Genomic DNA, 21,033 nt, shown 5'->3' on the forward strand with positions numbered 1-21,033 from the left:
GTAGGCCGGAATCCGGGCCGCGGCGCCGCTCCACGTCGCGGTCCCGGCCGCGTTACCCGACCTTGGCGACGATCTCCACGAGGTTGCCGTCCGGGTCGCGCAGCAGGGCGTTGCGGTTACCGTTGCCGGCGTCGTGTGGCGGTTGGATCGCAGACACACCAGCGGCAACCAGCCTCTCGAAGGCCGCGTCGACGTCGTGTGTCCACACCACCAGCGCCATGGCTGGCCTGCCCGGCTCCGCCGTCACACCGTGGGCTCTCCTGGCCGCCTCGACCGTGCCGAGGCCGACGGTGAAGCCGCCGAGCCGAAGCTCCACGTGCTCCGGGACCCCCTCGGTGGGAGTCCGGAACGTCTCCGTGAACCCCAGCAGGTCCCGGTAGAAGCGGATCCCCGCTTCGATGTCGGACGTGTAGAGATTGACGAGCGCCGTATCGAACATACGTACCACCATAGGAGGTCGCGGTGGCCCGCGCTGTCCGGCTAGGCCAGGCTGGTCGAAGCGGACCTCCCCATCCGCCGGTGAAGGTGGTCGCGGGGATCTGGGAGAGAGTCAGCTCGGGCGCTGGCGGCGCTGGTGGGAAAGGTCCGTGTGGTGATGCCCGCCGGGGTGGCTGTCGGGGTCGGTGTGCACGGTGGCACTCGTCAGCCTGGGTACGGCGTGGGTGAGTTGATGCTCGGCGTCGGCGGCGATCTCGTGGGCGGCGACGAGGCTGAGGCGAGCGTCGACGACCAACTCGGCTTCGGCGTGCAGGCGGTGGCCGATCCAGCGCATCCGCACCGCGGCGACGTCCCGCACGCCGTCGATGGTGCGGAGCGTCGTCTCGGCCTGGTCGACGATGGCGGGGTCCACGGCGTCCATGAGGCGTCGGTACACCTCGCGGGCGGCGTCCTTCAGGACGAAGGCGATGGCGACGGCGATGACCAGACCGACGACAGGGTCGGCCCAGTGCCAACCGAGGGCGGCGCCACCGGCGGCGGCGAGGACCGCGAGGGAGGTGTAGCCGTCGGTGCGGGCGTGTAGGCCGTCGGCGACCAGGGCGGCGGAGCCGATGCGCCGGCCTACACGGATGCGGTAGCGGGCTACCAGCTCGTTGCCGATGAACCCGACAAGGCCGGCGGCGGCCACCCAGGGCAGGTGTGTCACCTCGGCCGGGTGTAGCAGCCGCGTACCGGCGGTCCAGGCGGCGGCGACGGCGGAGGCGGCGATCACGACGACGATGATGATGCCGGCGATGTCTTCGGCACGGCCGTAGCCGTAGGTGTAGGCGCGGGTCGCGGCCCGGCGGCCGAGCAGGAAGGCGATCCCCAACGGTACGGCGGTCAGAGCGTCAGCGACGTTGTGCAGGGTGTCACCGAGTAGAGCCACCGATCCGGACAGCACGACGATGACCGCCTGGGCGACAGCCGTGATCCCGAGACCGACCAGGGAGATCCAGAGGGCGCGTAGCCCTTCACGGGAGGATTCAAGGGCGGGATCGACTTTCGCGCGTGAGTCGTGCGAGTGCGGCATCAACACGTGGCGCAGCCGATGCCACCAGGAGGCGAGGTGACCGCCGCCGGGATGGTGGTCGTGGTCGTGTCCGTGCTCTTGGTCGTCCACCGGTTCCCCCTACCCCGTGCGGCACGGACGATCCGGGCCGTCTGCCGACGGCGATAATATGTGCTCATGTACGCACGCGACAACGTTGCAGATGCGAATGACCTGCAACAACGACTCCCTGCCGATAATCAGGTGGAGGCGGCGACGGAGATGTTGCGGATGCTGAGCGACGGAACACGGCTGCGGTTGATGTGGATGCTCGTCGAGGGCGAGCACAACGTGACAGCGCTGGTGACTGCGCTGGGAGTGGCGCGGCCGGCGGTGTCGCAGCACCTGGGCAAGCTGCGGTTGGCCGGGCTGGTGACGATGCGACGGGAGGGCCGTCGCGCTGTCTATGGCGTCCGAGGCGGCCACGTCCGTCGGCTGGTGACCGAGGTCCTGCACGCCGCGTCGCACCGGGTGACCGGCTTACCGGAGCACGACTGAACGTGAGCGCGGAGACCTAGTCGACAGGCTTGGAGCGCGGGTCGGCGAACCAGTCGCGGGTGAACTGCCGGACGGCGTCGACGTCGACCGTGTCGCAGGCAGCGGTGCCGTACGCGTGGACTGCCTTGACCGCCTCGGTCTGACCGGGGGCGGGACCGCCGACAACGCGACCGGCGGTGGGGTCGGTGACGAAAGCACGCAGTTGGGCGAGCTGGTCGGTGGGCAGATCCGGTCGGTAGTTGACGATCACGAAGCCGTCGCCGATGACGTGCCCGAACGAGGTGGCTGGCACAGTCTCGCCAGGCTCGAAGAAGTCCTTCATCGGGTGAGAGCTGCCGAACGGGAACGTCTCCGTACGGTTGCGGACCTCGCAGCTGCCCTGCTCCTGAGCGCCGGCCTGCATCGGTCGCAGTGCCTCGCCGCCGGAGGTGACAGCCAGCACCGCCGCCGCGACCACGCCAGCCGCGACCAGCACGCCGTGGGACAGGCGCACATCGCGCAGGCGGGGAATGTAGTGGCGCAGCACGTCACCGATCATGAACATGGCCACCACCGCGATCAGCTGCCCGATCTCGACCCCCAGGTTGAAGGCCAGCACCCGAGGAATCAGTCCGTCCGAGGGCAGGCCCACGTCCTGCAACCGGGTGGCTAGGCCAAGCCCATGAACGAGGCCGAAGGCGAGCACGACCCCGCCGAACCAGGTCCAGCTCTTCGGCCTGCCCCGCAGGCCGACCAGACCGAGGAAGACCAGGCTCAGCGCGACCACGATATCGACAGGGACCGGGTTGACGTGCCAGTCGGCGACCGTCGCGGTGAACAGCGTGACGCTGTGCCCGAGCGCGAACAGGGAGATCAGCTTGGCTGCCCGTCGGATCTCACCGGCAAGAAGCAGGATGCCGCCGACGAAGAGCAGGTGATCCCAACCGGCGAGCATGTGCTTTGTGCCCAGCCACACGAATCCGCCGATGGTTTCGCTTGATCCGCCGACACCGTGAGCCCACGCTGCCCCTGGAAGCGCCAGCATCGTGGCCGTCACCACAGCACCCACGATCGCACCCCGTCGCGCCGTAGCAAGCATCCGCCCAGCCTCTCCTCCGCCGACCACCGCACGCCCAAGCCTGCACGTCCTCCATTGGTCGTTCGGTCGTCCCGTTCAGTTCCCGCCGTGACCCCGGCACCACGACCTCGTTCCCGAAGCGGCGCGCTGGGTGAACCGGGTCAGGACACGGGAAGACCCAGCAGACCGGCAGCGAGGCCCAGAGCCGCGCTGACCGCCAGGACGCGCAGAACCGACCAGCGGAGGCCGAAGACCAGAACCGCCGCGACAGCGGCGATGGCCAGCGGCACGGGGCGCCAACTGCCCAGGTCGGGCAGCTCCACGTGCAGAGGGCCGGTGGTCACGAGGTGTTGTCGGGCGAACAGCGTGTGCGCGGCGAAGTACAGGCCGAGATTGGCGACGACTCCGACCACGGCGGCGGTGATCCCCGTCAGCGCGGCGGACAGAGTGTGGTTGTCGCGCAGTCGCTCCACGTAGGGCGCGCCAAGCAGCACGAACAGGAAACACGGCACGAACGTCACCCAGGTCGTCAGCAGCGAGCCGACCACACCCGCAACCCATGGGTTGAGGGTGCCCGGGTTGTGATACGCGCCCAGGAACGCCACGAACTGCACAACCATGACCAGCGGACCCGGCGTGGTCTCGGCCAACGCCAGACCGCGAACCATGTCCCCGGCGGTCAACCAGCCGTAGTCCTCCACCGCCCGCTGGGCGACGAAGGCGAGCACCGCGTACGCGCCGCCGAACGTCACCACCGCAGTGCCGGAGAAGAACAGGCTCTGCTGCGTGAAGACACTGCCGACACCGGTCAGCGCCGCCACCGCGGCCACCGGAACGAGCCAGGCGAACAACCCCACCGCAAGGACGATTGCGGCCCGTCGGCCCGTCGGTCGACCATGGTGCAGCGCGTCGTCCGGGATCAACGGCGCAGGTCCATCGTTCCCGCCAGCACCATGTACGGCCGCCGTGAGGTACGTCGGACGCCACCGATGGACTGCCCAGCCGGCCAATGCGGCCAGGGCGACGACAACCGGGAACGGCACACCGAAGACCGCCAAGGCCACGAACGCCGCCAGGGCGAACCCGAGCAGCGCGCGGTTGCCCATAGCGCGGCTACCGACCCGCCACACCGCCTGGGCCACGATCGCCACCACGGCCGGGGCGAGCCCAGCGAACAGCGCCGTCACGATCGGGGTCGCACCGAACCCGACGTACAGCGCGGACAGTGCCAGCAGCGCGACCAGGCCCGGCAGCACGAACAAAGTGCCCGCGATCAACCCACCGCGCATGCCGTTGAGCAGCCATCCCACGTAGATGGCGAGCTGCTGCGCCTCCGGCCCGGGCAGCAGCATGCAGTAGTTCAACGCATGCAGGAACCGTCGCTGACCGATCCACCGCCGATCGTCAACCAGGTGCCGCTGCATCACCGCGATCTGCCCAGCCGGGCCACCGAAAGTCTGCAACGAGATCAAGAACCAGGCTCGGACCGCTCGCCGCAGGGGCACAACGTCGCGCTCAGGCGCCCACCCGCCGACATTCGACGGGCGCAATCCATCGGCCCCGACATCCGCCACCTCGGCCATCCGGGGAGTATCCCGCAAAGTCTACCCAGTTGGTAGGGAAGAAAGGGTGGCAGTGGTAAGCCAGCGAAGATGACCAGTGCCGCCAGACCGTCGAACGCCCGGCCGTAGTGACCAACGCTGAGCCGTGGCCACTGCGCCTGCCCAGGTCACAAGGCGTGACGAACCTTCTGGTCCGGCACGAGGGCGACGGCTTACCTGTAGTTGTTGAACTGGAGGGCGACGCCGAAGTCCTCACCCTTAAGCAGCGAGATGACCGCCTGGAGGTCGTCCCTCTTCTTGCCGGTGACCCGCAGTTGGTCGCCCTGGATCTGAGCCTGCACGCCCTTGGGGCCCTCGTCGCGGATCTTCTTGCTGATCGCCTTGGCCTTGTCCGCCTCGATGCCCTGGATGACCTTGCAGTCAATCTTGAAGATCTTGCCCGACGGACGCGGCTCGCCGGCGTCCAGCGACTTCAGCGAGATGTTCCGCTTGACCAGCTTCTCCTTGAACACGTCCAGCGCGGCGCGCACCCGCTCCTCGGTCTCAGCCTGGAGGCCGATCGCCTCCTCACCCGACCAGGAGATCTCCGCACCGGTGCCGCGGAAGTCGAACCGCGTCGAGAGCTCCTTCTCCGCCTGGCGGAGGGCGTTGTCGACCTCCTGGCGGTCAACCTTGCTCACGATGTCGAACGACGGGTTCGCTGCCATGTGCTTCCACTCCTGCTGTCCGGCGGTCTGGGCCCTCCGTCGGCCGCCGACCAGCGGCACGACCCCCTGACCGTACCCGGTTGCACCGGTGCCGGGGTGAGCCGCTATCCTTGCTTCCGCCGCCGCGTTGCGACGCGGTGGGGTGCCCTGGCGGGTTGCCCGAGCGGCCAATGGGAGCGGACTGTAAATCCGTCGCGAAAGCTACAGAGGTTCGAATCCTCTACCCGCCACCAGGCAATGACAAGGCCTCTGAGCTGCGGAAACGCAGGTTGGGGGCCTTCGTCGTCTCGTGCGACGGTTGACCCCTGCTGTCCCTCATCCTCCGGCCGATCGGGCACGTAGCGGGCACGTCCTGGAGCTGCGGCGCGGCCCAGACGGGAGCTAGTTGGTGACGCGAGACGAACTTCTGAGCGCCCTTGTTGATGACGTACCAGCGCATCGCGCGTGCCGGCGGGCGTTGCTCCAGGGCGCTGAGTTTGTCATCTGGGATGACGGAATTCCGGCATCGCACCTGGAGGCGATCTATCGGCGCCGCGAGCGGCACACCCGGCGAACAGGCCAACCGACAATCGGGCTGCAGGAGGCCGTGGAGCGACTTCGGGACTGCGGGACGGAACTCGTACGGCTGGGCAGGGTGACAGTGAAAGATCCGCCCTATGCGTTCATGCTGTTTCTAGCCTTGGCCCAGCCGCGCGTGATCGGGTGCACCGGGGTCGGGCGCGAATAGAGGTCGTGAGGCCCCGCCAGTTTGGAAGAGCGCGATCAAGGGGTCGCGATGCCCGAAACGCCAGGTCGGGACGGGGAGCCCGGTTGCGTCTCGTGCCCGCTCGTGACCGCTGAGCCCCGTGGCTACTGGCCCGTGGACGGCCCATGACGGTCCGATGATCTGCTGTCCGGACCTTGCCCCGTCACCAGATCGCGAACGTGTTGTCCGATGCCCCGGTACCGGGCCACCGCCCGCGGCAGGTCGTTGTCCTGGATTGCTTGGTTCACCTCGTAATCGAGGCCGCGCATCCCTGTCTCGGCCTCCACGATGCGGGCGAGGGCGTACGCGGTAGCGATGGCAGCATGCGCGCTGGCTGCGGTCGCTGTGTATCGGTAGGGGATTTCGATGGACGCGGAGTTGCCGGCGTAGCAGAGCTGCATGGCGGGGTTTTGGAGCCACAACTCAAGGTGCGTCGGGTATCGATCTTCGCCGGCTGCGCCGATCTCCTGCTGTGCCCGCGCGACGATCCGCCGCCAGGCAGCCTCCTGTTCGTTCGTGAGTTGGAGCAGCGGCAGCTCGTCGCTCAAGCGGTCATCGTCTTGGCCTGGCATGAGGAAGCCGATGTCGTATCCCACGTTGGGACAGTAGGAGGCGAGCCCCAAGCGTCGGCACTCGGCTCGTCGCCGCTCTGCTGCCATCCCCCGACCGGTGCCAAAACTGCGGCGCTCGGTCGGGGTCAAGGGTGGCCGTAGGCCATCGGCTTGCCGACGCGCAGCGCCCTTGACGCTGGGCGGGTGGCGTAGAGGATCGGGCATCCGGGGGATGAAGTACGCCCTGGTGCTTCCCGTCGATGGGATCGGACCGGGACCGGGAGGAATTCGAGGGCAAGCAGCTGCGCTGCGCGGCAGCCGATCGCCCCAGCCCTCAAACGTGGCTGACCTGTCCGGCGATCGTTCCGCCTCGCCCTCTGGTGCTCCTATGTCCCGTCAGCGTGGGCGGTCGGCCCGGCCGATGCCGGCCGGAGGTCGCCAGCAGGCCGGGGCCGGGCCGGCGCGGCCCGCTTGCGGGCCGCCTTGATCTGATAGAGCGGAATTCGGCAACGCACACCGCCAAGGGCAACACCGCCAAGGGCTAGGCTGATTCTCATGGCGTCCTGGTCGCCGCCCGCCGGCTGGGTCACTCCAACGCCAGCGTCACGACTCGCCATTACGCCCGAGCTGTCGATGGCCGGGATGCCGAGGTGGCCGCCTTCCTCGACCGGGCACGGAAGAACAAAGATCATTCCGGAGGGGCACGCAACGGGCACGCGGGGGAGGCCGAGCCGTCCAACGGGAGGGTAAAGCGGCCCTGACGTGCCCGGACTTTCATCGATGACCTTGATAACGGGCAAAACTGTAGATCCGTCGCGAAAGCTACAGAGGTTCGAATCCTCTACCCGCCACCAGGTGCACAAACGGCCTCGTGAGCTGCGGAAACGCACTCCGGGGCCGTTTTCGTGAGTCCAGGGCTGGCGGTCGCTCCCCTCTCCGCGTCCTACTCCGTAGTCCGCTCGGGGTGCGCTCCGTCGACCATGTCGTGCCCCGGCACCCGGATGCAGCTCGCCCCCGGCTCTGCCCCGCACACCGGGCAGGGCCGCCAATCCTCGATCGGGCCCGGGTCGTGCCCCAGTTCGCCCGCCATGCGGCTGATCTCCACCGCCGACTGGTGCAGACTGTCGTCCTGGTGCCGGATGGCGGCCCGATGGACGTCGCGCACCGCATCTTTCGCACGCTCCTCCATGGGCTCGGACATGGCAGCCTCGTTCCCGCGCGGCGCGACCCGAAACCGACCAACCGCGGTTGGCCCGTTCGGCCCGACGGCGCTGCACGGCCCCGAAATCCGCCACCTTGAACGGTGCAATTTCCCTGGTCGGGGTCCGCGGTCGCGTTCGGACCGGACCCAGGCCTGAAACCGCGTTCCGGTCCGCCGGTCGCCGGGCCGGTGCGAAACTGGGCGCGTGCCAGCCCCGCCGGCGCCGCTGCGCTGGTCGACCCGATCCGGCAGGTGGAGAACATGTCCAGCGACAACGAAATCCGACCCTTCCGGCTCGACACACCGGAAGAAGTGATCGCCGACATGCGTCGCCGGATCGCGGCGACCCGCTGGCCAACCCGGGAGCTGGTCAACGATCGCTCCCAGGGCGTGCAGTTGGCGACGGTCCAGGAGCTGGCCGCTACTGGAGCACCGATCACGACTGGCGCGCGGTCGAGGCGAAGCTGAACGCCCTGCCGCAGTACACGACCGTCATCGACGACGTCGAGATCCACTTCATCCACGTGCGGTCGCAGCACGAGGACGCCCTGCCGCTGATCATGACGCACGGCTGGCCGGGCTCGGTCGTCGAGCTGCTCGGGGTCGTCGGCCCGCTCACCGACCCGACCGGGCACGGCGGACGGGCGGAGGACGCCTTCCACCTGGTGCTGCCCTCGTTGCCCGGCTACGGCTTCTCCGGCGAGCCGACCGAGGTCGGCTGGGACTCCGCCCGCATGGCACGCGCGTGGGCGGAGCTGATGCGCCGCCTCGAGTACACGCGCTACGTCGCCCAGGGGGGCGATGTGGGTGCTTCCGTCACGGACGCGATGGGCCGCCAGGCCCCCGAGGGGCTGCTCGGCATCCACCTCAACCTGCTCGCCGGGGCGATCGGTATCAAGGACAAGCTGCCGGCGGGGTCCGAGCAGGAGCGCGCCGCGCACGACGCGCTCAACACGTTCATGAAGGACGGCTTCGGCTACTTCCTGGAGCAGTCCACCCGACCGCAGACGATCGGCTACTCGCTGCTGGATTCACCCGTCGGGCTGGCGGCCTGGATGCTCGACCACGACACCGACAGCTACTACAAGATGTCCCGCGCGTTCGTCGACGGCACGCCCGTGGGCAATCTCAGCCGGGACAACATCGTCGACAACATCACGCTGTACTGGTTGACGGGCACCGGCGCCTCGTCCGCCCGTTGGTACTGGGAAGCCGGACGGACCCAGGCCGCCGCCGCTGCCGCCGGCCAGACTCCTCCGCCGGTCTCGGTCCCCGTCGCCTTCACGACGTTCCCCGACGAGATCTGGGCTGCCCCCCGCAGCTGGGCCGAGGCGGTCTACCCCAACCTGGCGTACTTCAGCGAGGCCGACATGGGCGGCCACTTCGCCGCCTGGGAGCAGCCGGAGATCTTCTCCACCGAGGTGCGGGCCGCTTTCCGGCCGCTGCGCTAGCCCTGAGTCCGCTCCGTTCGTGGGTGACCAGCCTGCCAGTGCGCCGCCGCGCGGGTCGAAGGCCGGTGGAATCACCAACCCCTGCCCTCGGATGCCGGCCGAGCTCACTCGTCCGGTGCCCTGAGGTAGTCGCGCCAGAACGGGACGGTGGCCTGCGGGTTCCAGTCGTCGGCCCGGTCGGGGCGTGGTTCCTGGAACTCCTGCTCGATGTAGTCGAGCAGGTCAGTGCCGTAGTAGATGGTGTCCCACCCGCGCATCGACAAGACCGGGTGCGCGGCGGTTCCCCGCCCGGCGGGAAGGAACCGGTGTGCGTACACCGGAACCATCGCCGGGACGTCGGCAAGCCGTAGCCGCGCCACCGCGACTGCCTCCTCCGGCGTCTCGGGAAGGTCGCCCCACTCCTGTCGCCAGTGCCCGTGCTGGACGTCCCAGAGCAGGCAGTCGACCGGCCAGGCCAGGTGCTCGCGAAGCGCTTCCGGATCCGCGTTGCGCCAGTCCGGCCAGGGGTGCTCCCACGTCTGGCCCTCCTCGTACGGCTGCCACACCGGAAGCCCGGCGGCCAGGAAGGCGCGGTGGTCGTCGGCGAACTCGAAGCCGTGTTCGCGCTCGATGCGGTCGAACTCCGGGTCGGTCAGCCCGCTGTCGATCCGGCAACAGCCGAGAGCGGCCAGCCGCCGCGCCGCCGCGACTCCCGGCCGCGAGCCCGCGTCATTGATCACCTCGGAACCGTAGCCCTCCGCCACCGCGCATCTCGGCCCGACTTGTCGCGTCCGCCTTCTTGTGCGGATGCGATAACCGGGTATGGTGGTCGATGTCTGGGCTCGTGTCGGCGCGCTTCCAGACCATCAAGTTCGTCACGCAGGGTGACTGGGCGGGATCGGCTCGGAGGACGTCCGAGCGGCGTGGGTGAATTGTGCTGAAGGTCGCATCAAGCGCTGGGTGAACCGCTGATGTCGCAGGAAGGACCCCTGATCTGGCCCGGCACGTCGAGGGGCACTGGGCCGAAGGGCGCAACCTTCGCAACGCTCGGACCGGTCCAACACTCACCGCTTTTCTGCGTACCGACCGTGTGGCACGATCGTGGAACCTCCACCATCCCTGTGACACTTCCCCGACAGGAGCAAACATGTCTGGTCGAAGACTGGGCCGACTGCTTGGCTCGCTCCTCGTGCTCGCCGCTGTCCTCGGAGGACTGCTCGGCACCGACTACCTCTCCGGCGCAGGTAACGCTCAGCTCACCGACGTCGTTTGGGGTGCGGGTTTGGGTGACGTCGTCTGGGGCGTGGACGCCTCCCGGTAACTCGCGGTCGTCGCCCGTGAGGGCAGTACCGACGGGCGACGTCTTTCAGAGGGAGCGGTATGGCCAGGCGTGACCAACGACGGAAGTCCACGGACCACGCCTGGTTAATCACCGGCCCGCTGGCCCTGGTCGCCATCCTCTGCTGCACCGCCATCAGCGTCATCTCCGACCGTCCTCCGTACGGGGACTGGGGGCTGGCGTTCCTGATTTTCCTGGCGATGACCGGCATCAGCATTCCGGTGCTGAACTTCGTCGTCCGTCGCCAGTCCGTCGGTGTGACGCTCACCGAGATCCCGCTCGTGGTGGCGCTGTTCTTCCTGCCACCACTGACCGTGGTCCTGATCTACACGCTCGCCTCGCTGATCTGGAGCGCCTCGCAGCGCTTCCCGCCGGCGAAGTTCTGGTTCAACGTCGCGAAGGCCGCGGCGGCCACGTCGCTGGCCAGCCTGCTCCTTCTGCAACTGCCACCGCTGCAGGGTGTGGGCCCGGGGACGTGGGGCAGCCTCTTCCTCACGGTCAACACCATCACCCTGGTCAGTCTCGTCTCCGTCGTCGGCGTGCACGTGCTGCTACAGGGCTGGCAGGCGGGCCGGGAGGCTCTGCGGACCACCCCGTCGGTGTTCCTCACCACCTCGATCAACGCCTCGGTCGGTCTGCTCGTCCTGATCGCGCTGGAGGCGACCTGGTGGTCCGCGTTGCTGCTGGCGGCACTCTTCGCCGCCCTCGCCCTGGTCTACCGGTCCTACGCCCAGTTCTTCCGGCAGCACCGCACCCTGACCGGGATGTACGACCTGGCCCGGCTGATCACGACCAGCGGCGCTGACGGTTCCCTCGCCGACGTCCTGCTCGACCGTGTCCGTGCCCTCATGCAGGCGGAGTCCGCCACCCTCTGGCTGCCCGCCCAGGGCCGGCACCCGGAGGTGCTGTTGACGGCCCGGGTGGACACGCCGGGGCTGCTCGACGTCGCGCCGACCCCGGCGATCCTGCGGGAGCGGGCGCGGGACCTGGCGAAGACGTTGTCGATGGGGCGTCTGCTGGGCGACGAGAGCGCCCTTCGCGGCGAGATCAGCGCCCGCCAGATCAAAGACGTGATCGTGGTGCCGTTGCGCTCCGGGCAGGCGGTTATCGGCACCCTGGAGGTGGCGAACCGGCTCAGCGACATCGGCCACTTCGCCCCCGGCGACATCCCCATCTTCGAGACCGTGGCCGCGCACGCGGCGGTCGCGCTCGAGAATTCCCGGCTGGTCGACCGGCTGCGGCACGACGCGTACCACGACGCGCTGACCCGGCTGCCCAACCGCCGCCGCATCACCGGGGCGCTGGACGAGTCGGTCAAGATCGCCGCGCCTGGCGAGGTGGTGGCGCTGCTGCTGTTCGACGTGGACGGGTTGCGCCAGGTCAACGAGTCCCTCGGCCACGCGGCCGGGGACAAGGTCCTCGCCGAGGTCGCCAACCGGTTGCGGGCCAGCGCGCCGTCGTCGGCCCTGGTGGGCCGGGTCGGCGGCGACGAGTTCCTGGTGACGCTGCGGTTGGAGAGCGCCGACGCGGCGCTGGAGTTGGCCGGCCAGTTGCGCGACCAGATCCGCGACGAGATGGTCTTCGACGCGCTCACCCTCGATGTGGACACTGCCGTCGGGGTGGCCGTACACCCGGATCACGGCAGCGACGCGGCGACCCTGCTGCTCCGGGTCGACCTGGCCGCCACGGCCGCCAAGTCGGTGCCGGGCAGCGTGCAGCTGTTCAACCCGGCGCTGGAGTCCCGGTCACTGCGCCGGTTGGGCCTCGCCGGCGATCTGCGCCGGGCGTTGGACCAGGACGAGCTGGAGGTCTACTTCCAGCCCAAGGTGACGCTGCGGGAGCGTCGGCTGGTCGGTGTCGAGTGTCTGGCCCGGTGGGAGCACCCGACGCACGGCACGGTCGCCCCGGAGGACTTCGTCGCGGTGGCGGAGCACACCGGCCAGTTGAGCCGGCTCACCGAGGTGGTGCTCCGAGAGGGGCTGCGGCGCAGCCGGGACTGGGCCCAGGCCGACCATCCGCTGCCCGTCGCCGTCAACCTGTCCGCGCGGACGCTCACCGACCAGCACTTCCCTGACCGGGTGCAGGAGCTGCTGACCGAGTACGGGGTGCCGGCGCAGAGCCTCACCCTGGAGATCACCGAGGCGGGGGTGCTGGACGGCACCGACCGGCCCATTCCGACCCTGCACCGGCTACGCGATCTCGGCGTCCGGCTGTCGGTGGACGACTTCGGCACCGGTGACTCGTCGCTGGCGCACCTGCGGCGGCTGCCGGTGCACGAGGTGAAGGTGGACCGCTCCTTCGTGCAGGGCATGGCGACCGACCCGGGGGACCTGGCGATCGTCAACGCGGTGGTGACCCTGTCCCAGCAGTTCGGCCTGGCCGTGGTCGCCGAGGGCGTGGAGAGCGAGCTGACCCTGGAGCTGCTCCAGGACATCGGCTGCGAGATCGGTCAGGGCTTCCTGTTCAGCCGGCCCCTGCCGTACGAGCGGCTGGCCGCGTGGTTCGGCGCCCAGGCCGACCCCGAAACGATCTCCGGTTCGGAGCTTCCGCGCCTTCGTGTCGTGCCCTGAGCTGGGCCTAGACGATCACCGGGGATCCGATTTCACCTGCCGAGCCCGGCCGTGTACTCTTACTTCTGCGCGCCCCACGGGGAGATCGCGCAGGCCCCCTTAGCTCAGTCGGCAGAGCGTCTCCATGGTAAGGAGAAGGTCTACGGTTCGATTCCGTAAGGGGGCTCGAGGGTTCAGCTGGACCCACCGCGGCGGTGTAGCTCAGATGGTAGAGCAAGCGGCTCATAATCGCTGTGTCGCCGGTTCAAGTCCGGCCACCGCTACTCTCGTCTTCCGGGCTTCAGTTCGGTGGTCGTGGGGATGGGCGCCACTGGCGCCCACTTTGCATGTCCGCGCAGTCAGCGACTAGGCTGACGCGTCGTAGTTGTTTCCGTTAGCGAGGAAGGCACTCCGCCGTGGCGAAGGCTACCGATGTCCGGCCGAAGATCACTTTGGCGTGTGTGGAGTGCAAGGAGCGCAACTACATCACGCGCAAGAACCGTCGTAACGACCCCGACCGCATCGAGCTGAAGAAGTTCTGCCCGCGCGACGGTCGGCACACGGTCCACCGCGAGACCCGCTGACCTGCGGCCGGCTCCACCGCCGGCCCTTTGTCGAAGCTTTCCGATCGCCGATCTGACCGGCCTGGCACGGCTTAACCGCCGCCGACCGAGCAGATCGGCGATTGCGTTGTCCGTGTAGGTTCGCGGCATGTCTCTGGACCCTTCCTTCGTCGGCCGGACGTATCCGCCGACCGCCCCCTACCAGGTGGGCCGAGAAAAGATCCGGGAGTTCGCCACCGCCATCGGCGCCACCGACCCGGCTCACCACGACCCGGCGGCCGCGCGGGCGTTGGGGCACCCGGACGTGGTCGCTCCGCCGACCTTCCCGGTGGTCATCACGATGGCCGCGAGCCGCCAGATCGCCGAGGACCCGGCGCTCGGTGTCGACTACAGCCGCGTGGTGCACGGCGATCAGCGGTTCGCGTACACCCGGCCGGTGGTCGCCGGTGACGAGCTGGTCTGTGCCAGCACCATCGAGGACGTCAGCAACCGGGGTGGGCACGGCTTCCTGACCACCCGCACCGACGTCAGGACCGTCGCCGGCGAGCCCGTCGTCGCCGTCTGGTCCAAGATCGTCGTACGCGGGGAGGCGTGAGATGGAGCTGCCAGCCAAGACGTTCCAGGTGACCCGCGCGGACCTGGTCCGCTACGCCGGCGCCTCGGGGGACTTCAACCCGATCCACTGGAGCGACCGGTTCGCCACCAAGGTGGGCCTGCCCGGGGTGATCGCACACGGCATGTTCACCATGGCGCTGGTCGGGCGCGCGGTCACCGAGTGGGCCGGTGCGCCCGACGCGGTGGTCGAGTACGGCGTCCGGTTCACCCGGCCGGTCGTGGTGCCCGACGACGACCAGGGGACCGAGATCGAGGTCACCGCCGTGGTCCGCGAGGTGACCGAGGACGGCCTCACCCGGCTCGACGTGACCGCGACGTGCCTGGGCGAGAAGGTGCTCGCGCAGGCACGCGCGACCATCCGCACGACACGCTGAATCCTCCCCGCCGCGCGTGGCGGGGAGACCGGTTGGGAAAGTCGGGCGGGTACCCGTACACTGGTCCGCCGTGGGGCAAGTGACCCCTGCTCGGTCGTCTGTGGCCGCGTGGGGCGAGTGTTGCCGCACAGGGGTGTAGCTCAATTGGCAGAGCAGCGGTCTCCAAAACCGCAGGCTGCAGGTTCAAGTCCTGTCACCCCTGCGCCTCAGGCCTGACCGTTCCCGTGGGTCGCGCCGCCGAGTTGGTGGCGTCCGGCCCGTGGTGGTGGCATTGGCGGGGTGGTTCCGAGGCATCGGGCCCTCCGGTTGATCCACCGGCCGCGGCCCGTCGCGGGACGGTTGGTCCGGCCGGCGTGACCAGCGCCGCGTACGCCGCCCGGCGTGCGACCCGAGATTCCCGCGACGGAGGGCGAAGTGGCCGACAACAAGCGGCGCGGCGAGGACGCCGGCGACGATCGTCTGGACGACGAGGTCGTCGACGAGGTAGCCGACGACGACGCCACCAGCGCGGACGAGCCGGTCTCCCGGGGGGGCACCGCGACGCGGTCCCGTGCCCGGGCGGAGTCGGCGGACAGCCGCCCGACCACCCGGTCGGAAACCGGTCGGGTGGGCGTGTTCGGCCGCATCGCCCGGTTTTTCCGCGAGGTCGTGGCCGAACTGCGTAAGGTCATCTGGCCGACGCGCAAGGAGTTGCTGACCTACACCGCGGTGGTGGTGACGTTCGTCGCGGTGATGCTGACGATCGTGGGTGTGCTGGATTACGGCTTCGCGAGGGTCGTGCTGTTTGTCTTCGGCAACTCCAGCTGACCGGCTGCCTCCAGAGCCGATAGTGACGGAAGTGAGCGAGCGTGCCTGAGTACGACGAGACCGCCGGACCGGTGGACGAGCAGTCCACGGTCGCGACGGCGGCTGGTGACGAGTCGGTTGAGGCCGCCAGCGAGCCGGAGTTCCCAACGAGCGAGCCCGCGCCGGACGAGGAGTACGACCCGGTCGCCGAGCTGAGGCAGAAGCTGCGCTACGCGCCGGGCGACTGGTACGTGGTGCACTCCTACGCTGGCTACGAGAACAAGGTCAAGACCAACCTCGAGACCCGGATCACGAGCCTCGACATGGAGGACTTCATCTACCAGGTCGAGGTGCCGACCCGGGAAGAAGTCGAGGTCAAGAACGGCAAGCGGTCCCAGATCCAGGCCAAGGTCTTCCCGGGCTACATCCTGGTCCGGATGGAGCTGACCGCCGAGTCCTACTCGTGTGTCCGCAACACCCCGGGCGTGACCGGCTTCGTCGGCGCGACCGACCGGGCCGACCGGCCCGCGCCGCTCTCCCTCGACGAGGTGCTGAAGTGGCTGGCGCCGGCCGTCGAGACCGAGCAGAAGAAGGCGAAGCCCGAGATCAAGGTCCTCGACTTCGAGGTGGGCGACTCGGTCACCGTCACCGACGGCGCGTTCGCGTCGCTGCCGGCGACGATCAGCGAGATCAACGCCGACCAGCAGAAGCTCAAGGTGCTGGTGTCGATCTTCGGCCGGGAGACTCCGGTGGAGCTCAACTTCAACCAGGTCGCCAAGATCTGACCGGTCGTCGGCGGCGGGCTCGGCCCGCCGCCGACGTCGGCGTACGCCCTCCCGCTCGACCTCGGCGGACGAGTGGGCTGCGGCCTGCGCTACTCTTGAACGTCGCCGCTGTCGCATCGCGCTGACCGTGCGCGCCTCGAGAACGGCGTCAGCCGCATTTTCCCAGCTCCAAGCCCCAGGAAGTGACATGCCTCCGAAGAAGAAGCTCGTCAAGACGTTCACGCTTCAGCTGCCGGCGGGCCAGGCCACGCCGGCGCCGCCGGTCGGCCCCGCGCTCGGCCAGCACGGCGTGAACATCATGGAGTTCTGCAAGTCCTACAACGCGCAGACCGAGTCCCAGCGGGGCGACATCGTCCCCGCCGAGATCAGCGTGTACGAGGACCGGTCCTTCACCTTCGTGCTGAAGACCCCGCCCGCCGCCCGGCTGCTGATCAAGGCTGCCGGTGTGCAGAAGGGCTCGGGCGTTCCGCAGAGCGAGAAGGTCGGCTCGGTCAGCCGCGCCCAGCTGCGTGAGATCGCCGAGAAGAAGATGGCCGACCTCAACGCCAACGACCTGGACCAGGCCGAGAAGATCATCGCCGGCACCGCCCGGTCGATGGGCATCACCGTCAACGACTGACGTCGGCCCCGGCCTTCGACCCAACCGTGGGAGGGCTCGCGCCGAGCGGCCCGCCAGAGACCACAGGAGTAATCAGCAATGCAGCGCAGCAAGAGCTACCGCAAGGCCGCCGACGTCATCGACCGGTCGAAGCTCTACACCCCCGCCGAGGCCGTGAAGCTGGCCAAGGAGACCACCAACGTCAAGTTCGACGCCACGGTCGAGGTCGCCATGCGCCTCGGCGTCGACCCCCGCAAGGCGGACCAGATGGTCCGCGGCACGGTCAACCTGCCGCACGGCACCGGTAAGACCGCCCGCGTGATCGTGTTCGCCGCTGGCGCGAAGGCCGACGAGGCTGCCGCGGCGGGTGCGGACGAGGTGGGCACCGACGAGCTGGTCGCCCGGATCCAGGGTGGTTGGCTCGACTTCGACGCGGCGATCGCCACGCCGGACCAGATGGCCAAGATCGGCCGGATCGCGCGGATCCTGGGCCCGCGCGGTCTCATGCCGAACCCGAAGACCGGCACGGTGACCATGGACGTCACCAAGGCGGTGCAGGACATCAAGGGCGGCAAGATCACCTTCCGGGTGGACAAGCACTCCAACCTGCACCTGATCATCGGCAAGGCCTCCTTCTCGGAGAGCCAGCTGGTGGACAACTACGCCGCGGTGCTCGACGAGGTGCTGCGTGCCAAGCCGTCCGCGGCGAAGGGCAAGTACCTCCGCAAGGTCATCCTGACCACGACGATGGGCCCCGGCGTGCCGGTCGACCCGAACCTGGTCAAGAACCTCACCGAGGAGTCGGCCGAGGCCTGAGCCGACACTCCGCTCCACCGGGGCGCCGCCACGACTGTGGCGGCGCCCCGGCGCGTCTGAGGTGTGGCAGGCTCGACCGCATGCGGCTGGAGAACGTCTGGTTGCGGTACCACCGGCGTGGGCCGTGGGTGCTGCGGGGCGTGGACGTGCGGATCGGTCCGGGCGAGGTGGCGGTCGTGCTGGGCCGCAACGGGGTGGGCAAGTCGACGCTGCTCCAGGTGGCCGGCGGGGTGCTGCGACCGGGCCGGGGCCGGGTCGCCGACCGGCCGGGGCGGGTGGGCTGGGTGCCGGAGCGTTTCCCGGCCGACCAACCCTTCACCGTGGCCCGCTACCTGACCGGGATGGCCCGGGTGGCCGGCCTGGACGGTCCGGCGGCCGATGAGGCCGTGACGGGCTGGACCGACCGGCTCGGGCTGGCCGCGTTCCGCGCGGTTCGCCTGCCGGAGCTGTCCAAGGGCACCGCGCAGAAGGTGGGCCTCGCCCAGGCGATGCTGCGTCCGCCGGGCCTGCTGGTGCTCGACGAGCCGTGGGAGGGCCTGGACGCCACCACCCGCGAGCTGGTTCCCGAGTTGATCGACGAGGTGCTGACCGCCGGCGGCGCGGTCCTGGTCAGTGACCACCGCGGCGAGACGGTCCGGCTGCCGGGCGCGCGCCGCTGGACGGTGGCCGACGGCACGGTGACCGAGGAGACGTCGGCACCGGACGAGGCGATCGCTGTGGTCGAGGTCGCGGTGCCGGCCGCGCGGGTCGCCGGCACCGTCGCCCGGTTGCGCGCCGATGGCCATCAGGTCCTTCGGGTACGCCCCGACGCGTCGTCGAACAAGCCGCAGGCCGTCGACGGCGCCGGTGCGGTCGTCGAACAAGCGGCGGGGGAGACCCGGTGAGCGCCCTGATCCGGCTGCGGCTGGCTGGTTTCCTGCGAACGGGGCGGGCGCTGGCACCGCTGCTCGCCGGTCTGGTCGTGCTCGGCACCCTGTACGGCGGCGGCCGGGCCCAGCCGGCCGAGGCGTACGGCGTCTCCGCGGTGGTGCTCTTCCCGGTGCTCGCCTGGCAGACCAAGATCCTGCTTGACGTCGAACCGGACGTGCAGCGCCGGCTGGCCCAGGTGGCGGTCGGGGTGGCCCGGGAGCGGTTGGCCGGGCTGCTCGCCGCCGGCGTGGCGGCGCTGGTCGCGGTGGCCGTCGCGCTGGTCTTCCCGTGGCTGGTCGGCGGGGTCACCGGCCCGGTCGACCCGTCGGACCGGTCGGTGCCGGTGGGCGTGGCGCTGGGGGTGTGGGCGCATCTGCTGGCCGTACCGGCGGCGGTGGCCCTCGGTGCTCTGGCCAGCCGGGCGTCCGTGGGCGGCGCGGGGTACGGCGTCGCGGTCCTGGCCCTCGGGGGCGTCGGCGCGGTGGTTCTCGGCCTGGCCGGCTCGGTGGTCCCCTGGCTGGCTCCGCCGATCATGGCCACGGCCCGGACCACCGCGGGCGACGCGGCCGCACTCACCCTGCTCGGCCTCACGGCCTGGGCGGTGGCCTGGAGCGCCGCCGCGTTCGGCGGCTATCTGTGGCGGCGGCGGGCCCAGGGCTGAGGGGTCGCGGCCGTCCGTTGGTGGCCTGGCTCACAGCGGGCGATTTGGTGCTGGTCACGGGGTCGCGTACTCTTCAAACGTCATCCGTGTTCTCATGGATGAGGAACCACCCAGAGACCGCTGGTCACTGTGCTTCGGCACGGTCGAAGGTCCCGCGACAACGGGCGACCCGCGTAGGGCGGCAAGCGTAACTCGGCAGTGAGCATGGTCCGCCGACCGTGACGATCCGCCGGCCCTCGCCCCGTGCGCCCTGCGCCGGGGCTTTTTCGTTGTCGTGCTGCCTCCGCCCCCGCTCCGGCTTCGGCCGTGACGGGGACCAGCCTCGAGTAACGAGAGAGGAGGGACATGGCGGACAAGCCGATCCGGGCCGACAAGGCCACGGCCGTCGCTGAGCTGACCGAGAGCTTCCGCAACGCGGGCGCCACCGTGCTGACCGAGTACCGCGGTCTGACGGTTTCCCAGCTCACCCAGCTGCGGCGCTCACTCGGCGCCGAGACCAGCTACACGGTCGCGAAGAACACGCTGGCGAAGCGTGCTGCGACGGACGCGGGCATCAACGGCCTCGACGAGCTGTTCACCGGTCCTACCGCGCTGACTTTCGTTTCGGGCGACGTCGTCGAGGCGGCGAAGGGGCTTCGCGACTTCGCGAAGGCCAACCCGAAGCTCGTCATCAAGGGCGGTGTCTTCGAGGGCAAGGCCATTTCCGCGGCCGAGGTCACGAAGCTCGCTGACCTGGAGTCCCGCGAGGTGCTGCTGGCCAAGCTGGCCGGCGCGATGAAGGGCAACCTGAGCAAGGCCGCGGCCCTGTTCCAGGCTCCGTTGTCGAAGACCGCCCGTCTGGCGGCTGCCCTGCAGGACAAGCGCGAGAAGGAGAGCGCCGAGGCGGCCTGAGGCCGTCCGAGCGCACCAGTTCTTACTTATTAGTTTCAGGAAAGGACGCCAGACATGGCGAAGCTCAGCACCGACGAGCTGCTCGACGCGTTCAAGGAGATGACGCTGATCGAGCTCTCCGAGTTCGTGAAGCAGTTCGAGGACACCTTCGAGGTCACCGCCGCTGCTCCGGTTGCCGTTGCCGCCGCGGGTGGGGCTCCGGCCGCCGCCGAGGCCGAGCCGGAGAAGGACGAGTTCGACGTCGTCCTCGAGGCTGACGGTGGCAAGAAGATCCAGGTCATCAAGGTCGTGCGTGAGCTGACCGGCCTGGGCCTCAAGGAGGCCAAGGACGCGGTTGAGTCCGCGCCGAAGGCCATCCTGGAGAAGGTCAACAAGGAGACCGCCGAGAAGGCCAAGGCCAAGCTCGAGGGCGAGGGCGCCAAGGTCACCCTCAAGTGACCTGACGCTCCACCAGCGCGTGCCCTGCTCGTCGAGCGGCGACACGATCGCGTCGCGGCGGGCGGTGATCCGACACGGATCGCCGCCCGCCGTGTTGGTGGATCCGGTGACGGCCGTCCTGAGCTGGGCGCGGAGGACCGTCGTCGAGGCTCCGGACGAGCCTGGTGGGTCGCTCTCCGGTGGGAAAGAAGGGACGACCCGGATACCGGCCCTTGACGCGGCCCCGGGCTGCCAGGCACGCTGACACCAGCAAGACACCGCGCTTGCGACGGCCACGACGTGGGTAATGACAGCGGCGGCACCATCGGCCGCAGCAACCCGAGCGGCCCAGCGGGAACGTTGCGTTCCGAGCGGCCCGGCAGACCCCGGTTTTCGGGGGCCGAGGCGCGTTCCGCAAACGACCTGCGGGGTGGGCTGGACAGCGGTTAGC

Annotated in this window: 22 protein-coding genes, 5 tRNA genes and 1 pseudogene; 20 read left to right on the plus strand and 8 right to left on the minus strand. The window is 69.5% G+C overall.

All coding sequences use genetic code 11. The features are described 5' to 3' along the window. Positions 1-52: 52 nt before the first annotated feature. Positions 53-439, minus strand: coding sequence for a glyoxalase/bleomycin resistance/extradiol dioxygenase family protein (locus M8C17_RS24000; protein WP_252418847.1), 387 nt, complete (start codon positions 437-439; stop codon positions 53-55). A gap of 111 nt (positions 440-550) precedes the next feature. Then, complete coding sequence (locus M8C17_RS24005; RefSeq protein WP_374558991.1) at positions 551-1,600, minus strand: cation diffusion facilitator family transporter; 1,050 nt, start codon at positions 1,598-1,600, stop codon at positions 551-553. Positions 1,601-1,666: 66 nt separating this feature from the next. Here M8C17_RS24005 and M8C17_RS24010 point away from each other — a divergent pair, with 66 nt between their 5' ends. Further along, on the plus strand, positions 1,667-2,026 hold the full coding sequence (locus M8C17_RS24010) for a metalloregulator ArsR/SmtB family transcription factor (protein WP_252418849.1): 360 nt from the start codon (positions 1,667-1,669) through the stop codon (positions 2,024-2,026). Between the two features lie 16 nt (positions 2,027-2,042). Here the strand turns inward: M8C17_RS24010 and M8C17_RS24015 are convergent, their stop codons facing one another. The 3 genes from M8C17_RS24015 to M8C17_RS24025 all read right to left on the minus strand — a co-directional run bounded on the left by M8C17_RS24015 (position 2,043) and on the right by M8C17_RS24025 (position 5,352). After that, positions 2,043-3,104 carry a HupE/UreJ family protein gene (locus tag M8C17_RS24015; RefSeq protein ID WP_308209583.1) on the minus strand — a complete coding sequence of 354 codons (1,062 nt, stop codon included), beginning with the start codon at positions 3,102-3,104 and terminating at the stop codon, positions 2,043-2,045. A gap of 140 nt (positions 3,105-3,244) precedes the next feature. Next, positions 3,245-4,666, minus strand: a complete 1,422-nt coding sequence (chrA, locus tag M8C17_RS24020) for a chromate efflux transporter (RefSeq protein ID WP_374558994.1) — start codon at positions 4,664-4,666, stop codon at positions 3,245-3,247. A gap of 191 nt (positions 4,667-4,857) precedes the next feature. Continuing rightward, complete coding sequence (locus M8C17_RS24025) at positions 4,858-5,352, minus strand: YajQ family cyclic di-GMP-binding protein (protein WP_252418850.1); 495 nt, start codon at positions 5,350-5,352, stop codon at positions 4,858-4,860. Positions 5,353-5,501: 149 nt separating this feature from the next. Between M8C17_RS24025 and M8C17_RS24030 the strand changes: the two genes are divergently transcribed. After that, positions 5,502-5,585: transfer RNA gene (locus tag M8C17_RS24030), tRNA-Tyr, on the plus strand. A 616-nt stretch (positions 5,586-6,201) separates the two neighbouring features. Here the strand turns inward: M8C17_RS24030 and M8C17_RS24035 are convergent. Next, positions 6,202-6,693, minus strand: coding sequence for a hypothetical protein (locus M8C17_RS24035; protein WP_252418852.1), 492 nt, complete (start codon positions 6,691-6,693; stop codon positions 6,202-6,204). Positions 6,694-7,389: 696 nt separating this feature from the next. Between M8C17_RS24035 and M8C17_RS24040 the strand changes: the two genes are divergently transcribed. After that, positions 7,390-7,502: transfer RNA gene (locus tag M8C17_RS24040), tRNA-OTHER, on the plus strand. Between the two features lie 89 nt (positions 7,503-7,591). Here M8C17_RS24040 and M8C17_RS24045 read toward each other — a convergent pair. Further along, the gene (locus tag M8C17_RS24045) at positions 7,592-7,849 is read right to left on the minus strand and encodes a hypothetical protein (RefSeq protein ID WP_252418853.1); all 258 of its coding nucleotides are present in this window, start codon (positions 7,847-7,849) and stop codon (positions 7,592-7,594) included. Positions 7,850-8,110: 261 nt separating this feature from the next. Between M8C17_RS24045 and M8C17_RS24050 the strand changes: the two are divergent. After that, positions 8,111-9,300, plus strand: a pseudogene (locus M8C17_RS24050) (epoxide hydrolase family protein). Positions 9,301-9,404: 104 nt separating this feature from the next. Here the strand turns inward: M8C17_RS24050 and M8C17_RS24055 are convergent. Beyond that, entirely contained in the window at positions 9,405-10,019 is a 615-nt protein-coding gene (locus M8C17_RS24055; RefSeq protein ID WP_252418854.1) for a hypothetical protein, read from the minus strand. 407 nt (positions 10,020-10,426) lie between these two features. On the opposite strand from M8C17_RS24055, the gene M8C17_RS24060 reads away from it, so the two are divergent. The 16 genes from M8C17_RS24060 (at position 10,427) to rplL (ending at position 20,603) form a co-directional block, all read left to right on the plus strand. Then, entirely contained in the window at positions 10,427-10,600 is a 174-nt protein-coding gene (locus tag M8C17_RS24060) for a hypothetical protein (protein WP_252418855.1), read from the plus strand. Positions 10,601-10,659: 59 nt separating this feature from the next. Then, the gene (locus tag M8C17_RS24065) at positions 10,660-13,188 is read left to right on the plus strand and encodes a bifunctional diguanylate cyclase/phosphodiesterase (protein ID WP_252418856.1); all 2,529 of its coding nucleotides are present in this window, start codon (positions 10,660-10,662) and stop codon (positions 13,186-13,188) included. 93 nt (positions 13,189-13,281) lie between these two features. Next, positions 13,282-13,354 (plus strand) — tRNA-Thr (locus M8C17_RS24070). Between the two features lie 24 nt (positions 13,355-13,378). Continuing rightward, a tRNA-Met gene (locus M8C17_RS24075) sits at positions 13,379-13,451 on the plus strand. A gap of 132 nt (positions 13,452-13,583) precedes the next feature. Continuing rightward, complete coding sequence (gene rpmG, locus M8C17_RS24080) at positions 13,584-13,751, plus strand: 50S ribosomal protein L33 (protein ID WP_007073056.1); 168 nt, start codon at positions 13,584-13,586, stop codon at positions 13,749-13,751. Positions 13,752-13,878: 127 nt separating this feature from the next. After that, the gene (locus M8C17_RS24085; protein WP_252418857.1) at positions 13,879-14,325 is read left to right on the plus strand and encodes a MaoC family dehydratase N-terminal domain-containing protein; all 447 of its coding nucleotides are present in this window, start codon (positions 13,879-13,881) and stop codon (positions 14,323-14,325) included. A 1-nt stretch (position 14,326) separates the two neighbouring features. Next, positions 14,327-14,719: a MaoC family dehydratase gene (locus M8C17_RS24090; protein WP_252418858.1), complete on the plus strand. Its 393-nt coding sequence runs from the start codon at positions 14,327-14,329 to the stop codon at positions 14,717-14,719. Between the two features lie 129 nt (positions 14,720-14,848). Then, positions 14,849-14,921: transfer RNA gene (locus M8C17_RS24095), tRNA-Trp, on the plus strand. 212 nt (positions 14,922-15,133) lie between these two features. Then, complete coding sequence (gene secE / locus M8C17_RS24100; protein ID WP_252418859.1) at positions 15,134-15,526, plus strand: preprotein translocase subunit SecE; 393 nt, start codon at positions 15,134-15,136, stop codon at positions 15,524-15,526. A 41-nt stretch (positions 15,527-15,567) separates the two neighbouring features. Beyond that, positions 15,568-16,290: a transcription termination/antitermination protein NusG gene (nusG, locus tag M8C17_RS24105; protein WP_252418860.1), complete on the plus strand. Its 723-nt coding sequence runs from the start codon at positions 15,568-15,570 to the stop codon at positions 16,288-16,290. A 187-nt stretch (positions 16,291-16,477) separates the two neighbouring features. Beyond that, entirely contained in the window at positions 16,478-16,909 is a 432-nt protein-coding gene (gene rplK, locus M8C17_RS24110; RefSeq protein ID WP_053653970.1) for a 50S ribosomal protein L11, read from the plus strand. Positions 16,910-16,987: 78 nt separating this feature from the next. Further along, positions 16,988-17,704 carry a 50S ribosomal protein L1 gene (rplA, locus tag M8C17_RS24115; protein WP_074314628.1) on the plus strand — a complete coding sequence of 239 codons (717 nt, stop codon included), beginning with the start codon at positions 16,988-16,990 and terminating at the stop codon, positions 17,702-17,704. Between the two features lie 80 nt (positions 17,705-17,784). Beyond that, positions 17,785-18,588 carry an ATP-binding cassette domain-containing protein gene (locus tag M8C17_RS24120; protein ID WP_252418861.1) on the plus strand — a complete coding sequence of 268 codons (804 nt, stop codon included), beginning with the start codon at positions 17,785-17,787 and terminating at the stop codon, positions 18,586-18,588. Beyond that, a complete protein-coding gene (locus M8C17_RS24125) occupies positions 18,585-19,274 on the plus strand; it encodes a hypothetical protein (RefSeq protein ID WP_252418862.1) in 690 nt (229 codons plus the stop codon). Before M8C17_RS24120 ends, M8C17_RS24125 begins: the two co-directional genes overlap by 4 nt. Before the next feature lie 345 nt (positions 19,275-19,619). Further along, the gene (rplJ, locus tag M8C17_RS24130; RefSeq protein WP_074314622.1) at positions 19,620-20,165 is read left to right on the plus strand and encodes a 50S ribosomal protein L10; all 546 of its coding nucleotides are present in this window, start codon (positions 19,620-19,622) and stop codon (positions 20,163-20,165) included. Between the two features lie 54 nt (positions 20,166-20,219). Further along, the gene (gene rplL / locus M8C17_RS24135; RefSeq protein WP_007465324.1) at positions 20,220-20,603 is read left to right on the plus strand and encodes a 50S ribosomal protein L7/L12; all 384 of its coding nucleotides are present in this window, start codon (positions 20,220-20,222) and stop codon (positions 20,601-20,603) included. Positions 20,604-21,033 lie beyond the last annotated feature (430 nt).

Source organism: Micromonospora sp. RHAY321 (assembly GCF_023896955.1).
Classification (GTDB): Bacteria; Actinomycetota; Actinomycetes; order Mycobacteriales; family Micromonosporaceae; genus Micromonospora.

Coding starts and splice junctions, on each gene's coding strand:
- M8C17_RS24000 (WP_252418847.1), bottom strand. CDS start 439: ATGTTCGATACGGCGCTCGTCAATCTCTACACGTCCGACATCGAAGCG.
- M8C17_RS24010 (WP_252418849.1), top strand. CDS start 1,667: ATGTACGCACGCGACAACGTTGCAGATGCGAATGACCTGCAACAACGA.
- M8C17_RS24015 (WP_308209583.1), bottom strand. CDS start 3,104: ATGCTTGCTACGGCGCGACGGGGTGCGATCGTGGGTGCTGTGGTGACG.
- chrA (WP_374558994.1), bottom strand. CDS start 4,666: ATGGCCGAGGTGGCGGATGTCGGGGCCGATGGATTGCGCCCGTCGAAT.
- M8C17_RS24025 (WP_252418850.1), bottom strand. CDS start 5,352: ATGGCAGCGAACCCGTCGTTCGACATCGTGAGCAAGGTTGACCGCCAG.
- M8C17_RS24045 (WP_252418853.1), bottom strand. CDS start 7,849: ATGTCCGAGCCCATGGAGGAGCGTGCGAAAGATGCGGTGCGCGACGTC.
- M8C17_RS24060 (WP_252418855.1), top strand. CDS start 10,427: ATGTCTGGTCGAAGACTGGGCCGACTGCTTGGCTCGCTCCTCGTGCTC.
- M8C17_RS24065 (WP_252418856.1), top strand. CDS start 10,660: ATGGCCAGGCGTGACCAACGACGGAAGTCCACGGACCACGCCTGGTTA.
- M8C17_RS24085 (WP_252418857.1), top strand. CDS start 13,879: ATGTCTCTGGACCCTTCCTTCGTCGGCCGGACGTATCCGCCGACCGCC.
- M8C17_RS24090 (WP_252418858.1), top strand. CDS start 14,327: ATGGAGCTGCCAGCCAAGACGTTCCAGGTGACCCGCGCGGACCTGGTC.
- rplK (WP_053653970.1), top strand. CDS start 16,478: ATGCCTCCGAAGAAGAAGCTCGTCAAGACGTTCACGCTTCAGCTGCCG.
- rplA (WP_074314628.1), top strand. CDS start 16,988: ATGCAGCGCAGCAAGAGCTACCGCAAGGCCGCCGACGTCATCGACCGG.
- M8C17_RS24120 (WP_252418861.1), top strand. CDS start 17,785: ATGCGGCTGGAGAACGTCTGGTTGCGGTACCACCGGCGTGGGCCGTGG.
- rplJ (WP_074314622.1), top strand. CDS start 19,620: ATGGCGGACAAGCCGATCCGGGCCGACAAGGCCACGGCCGTCGCTGAG.
- rplL (WP_007465324.1), top strand. CDS start 20,220: ATGGCGAAGCTCAGCACCGACGAGCTGCTCGACGCGTTCAAGGAGATG.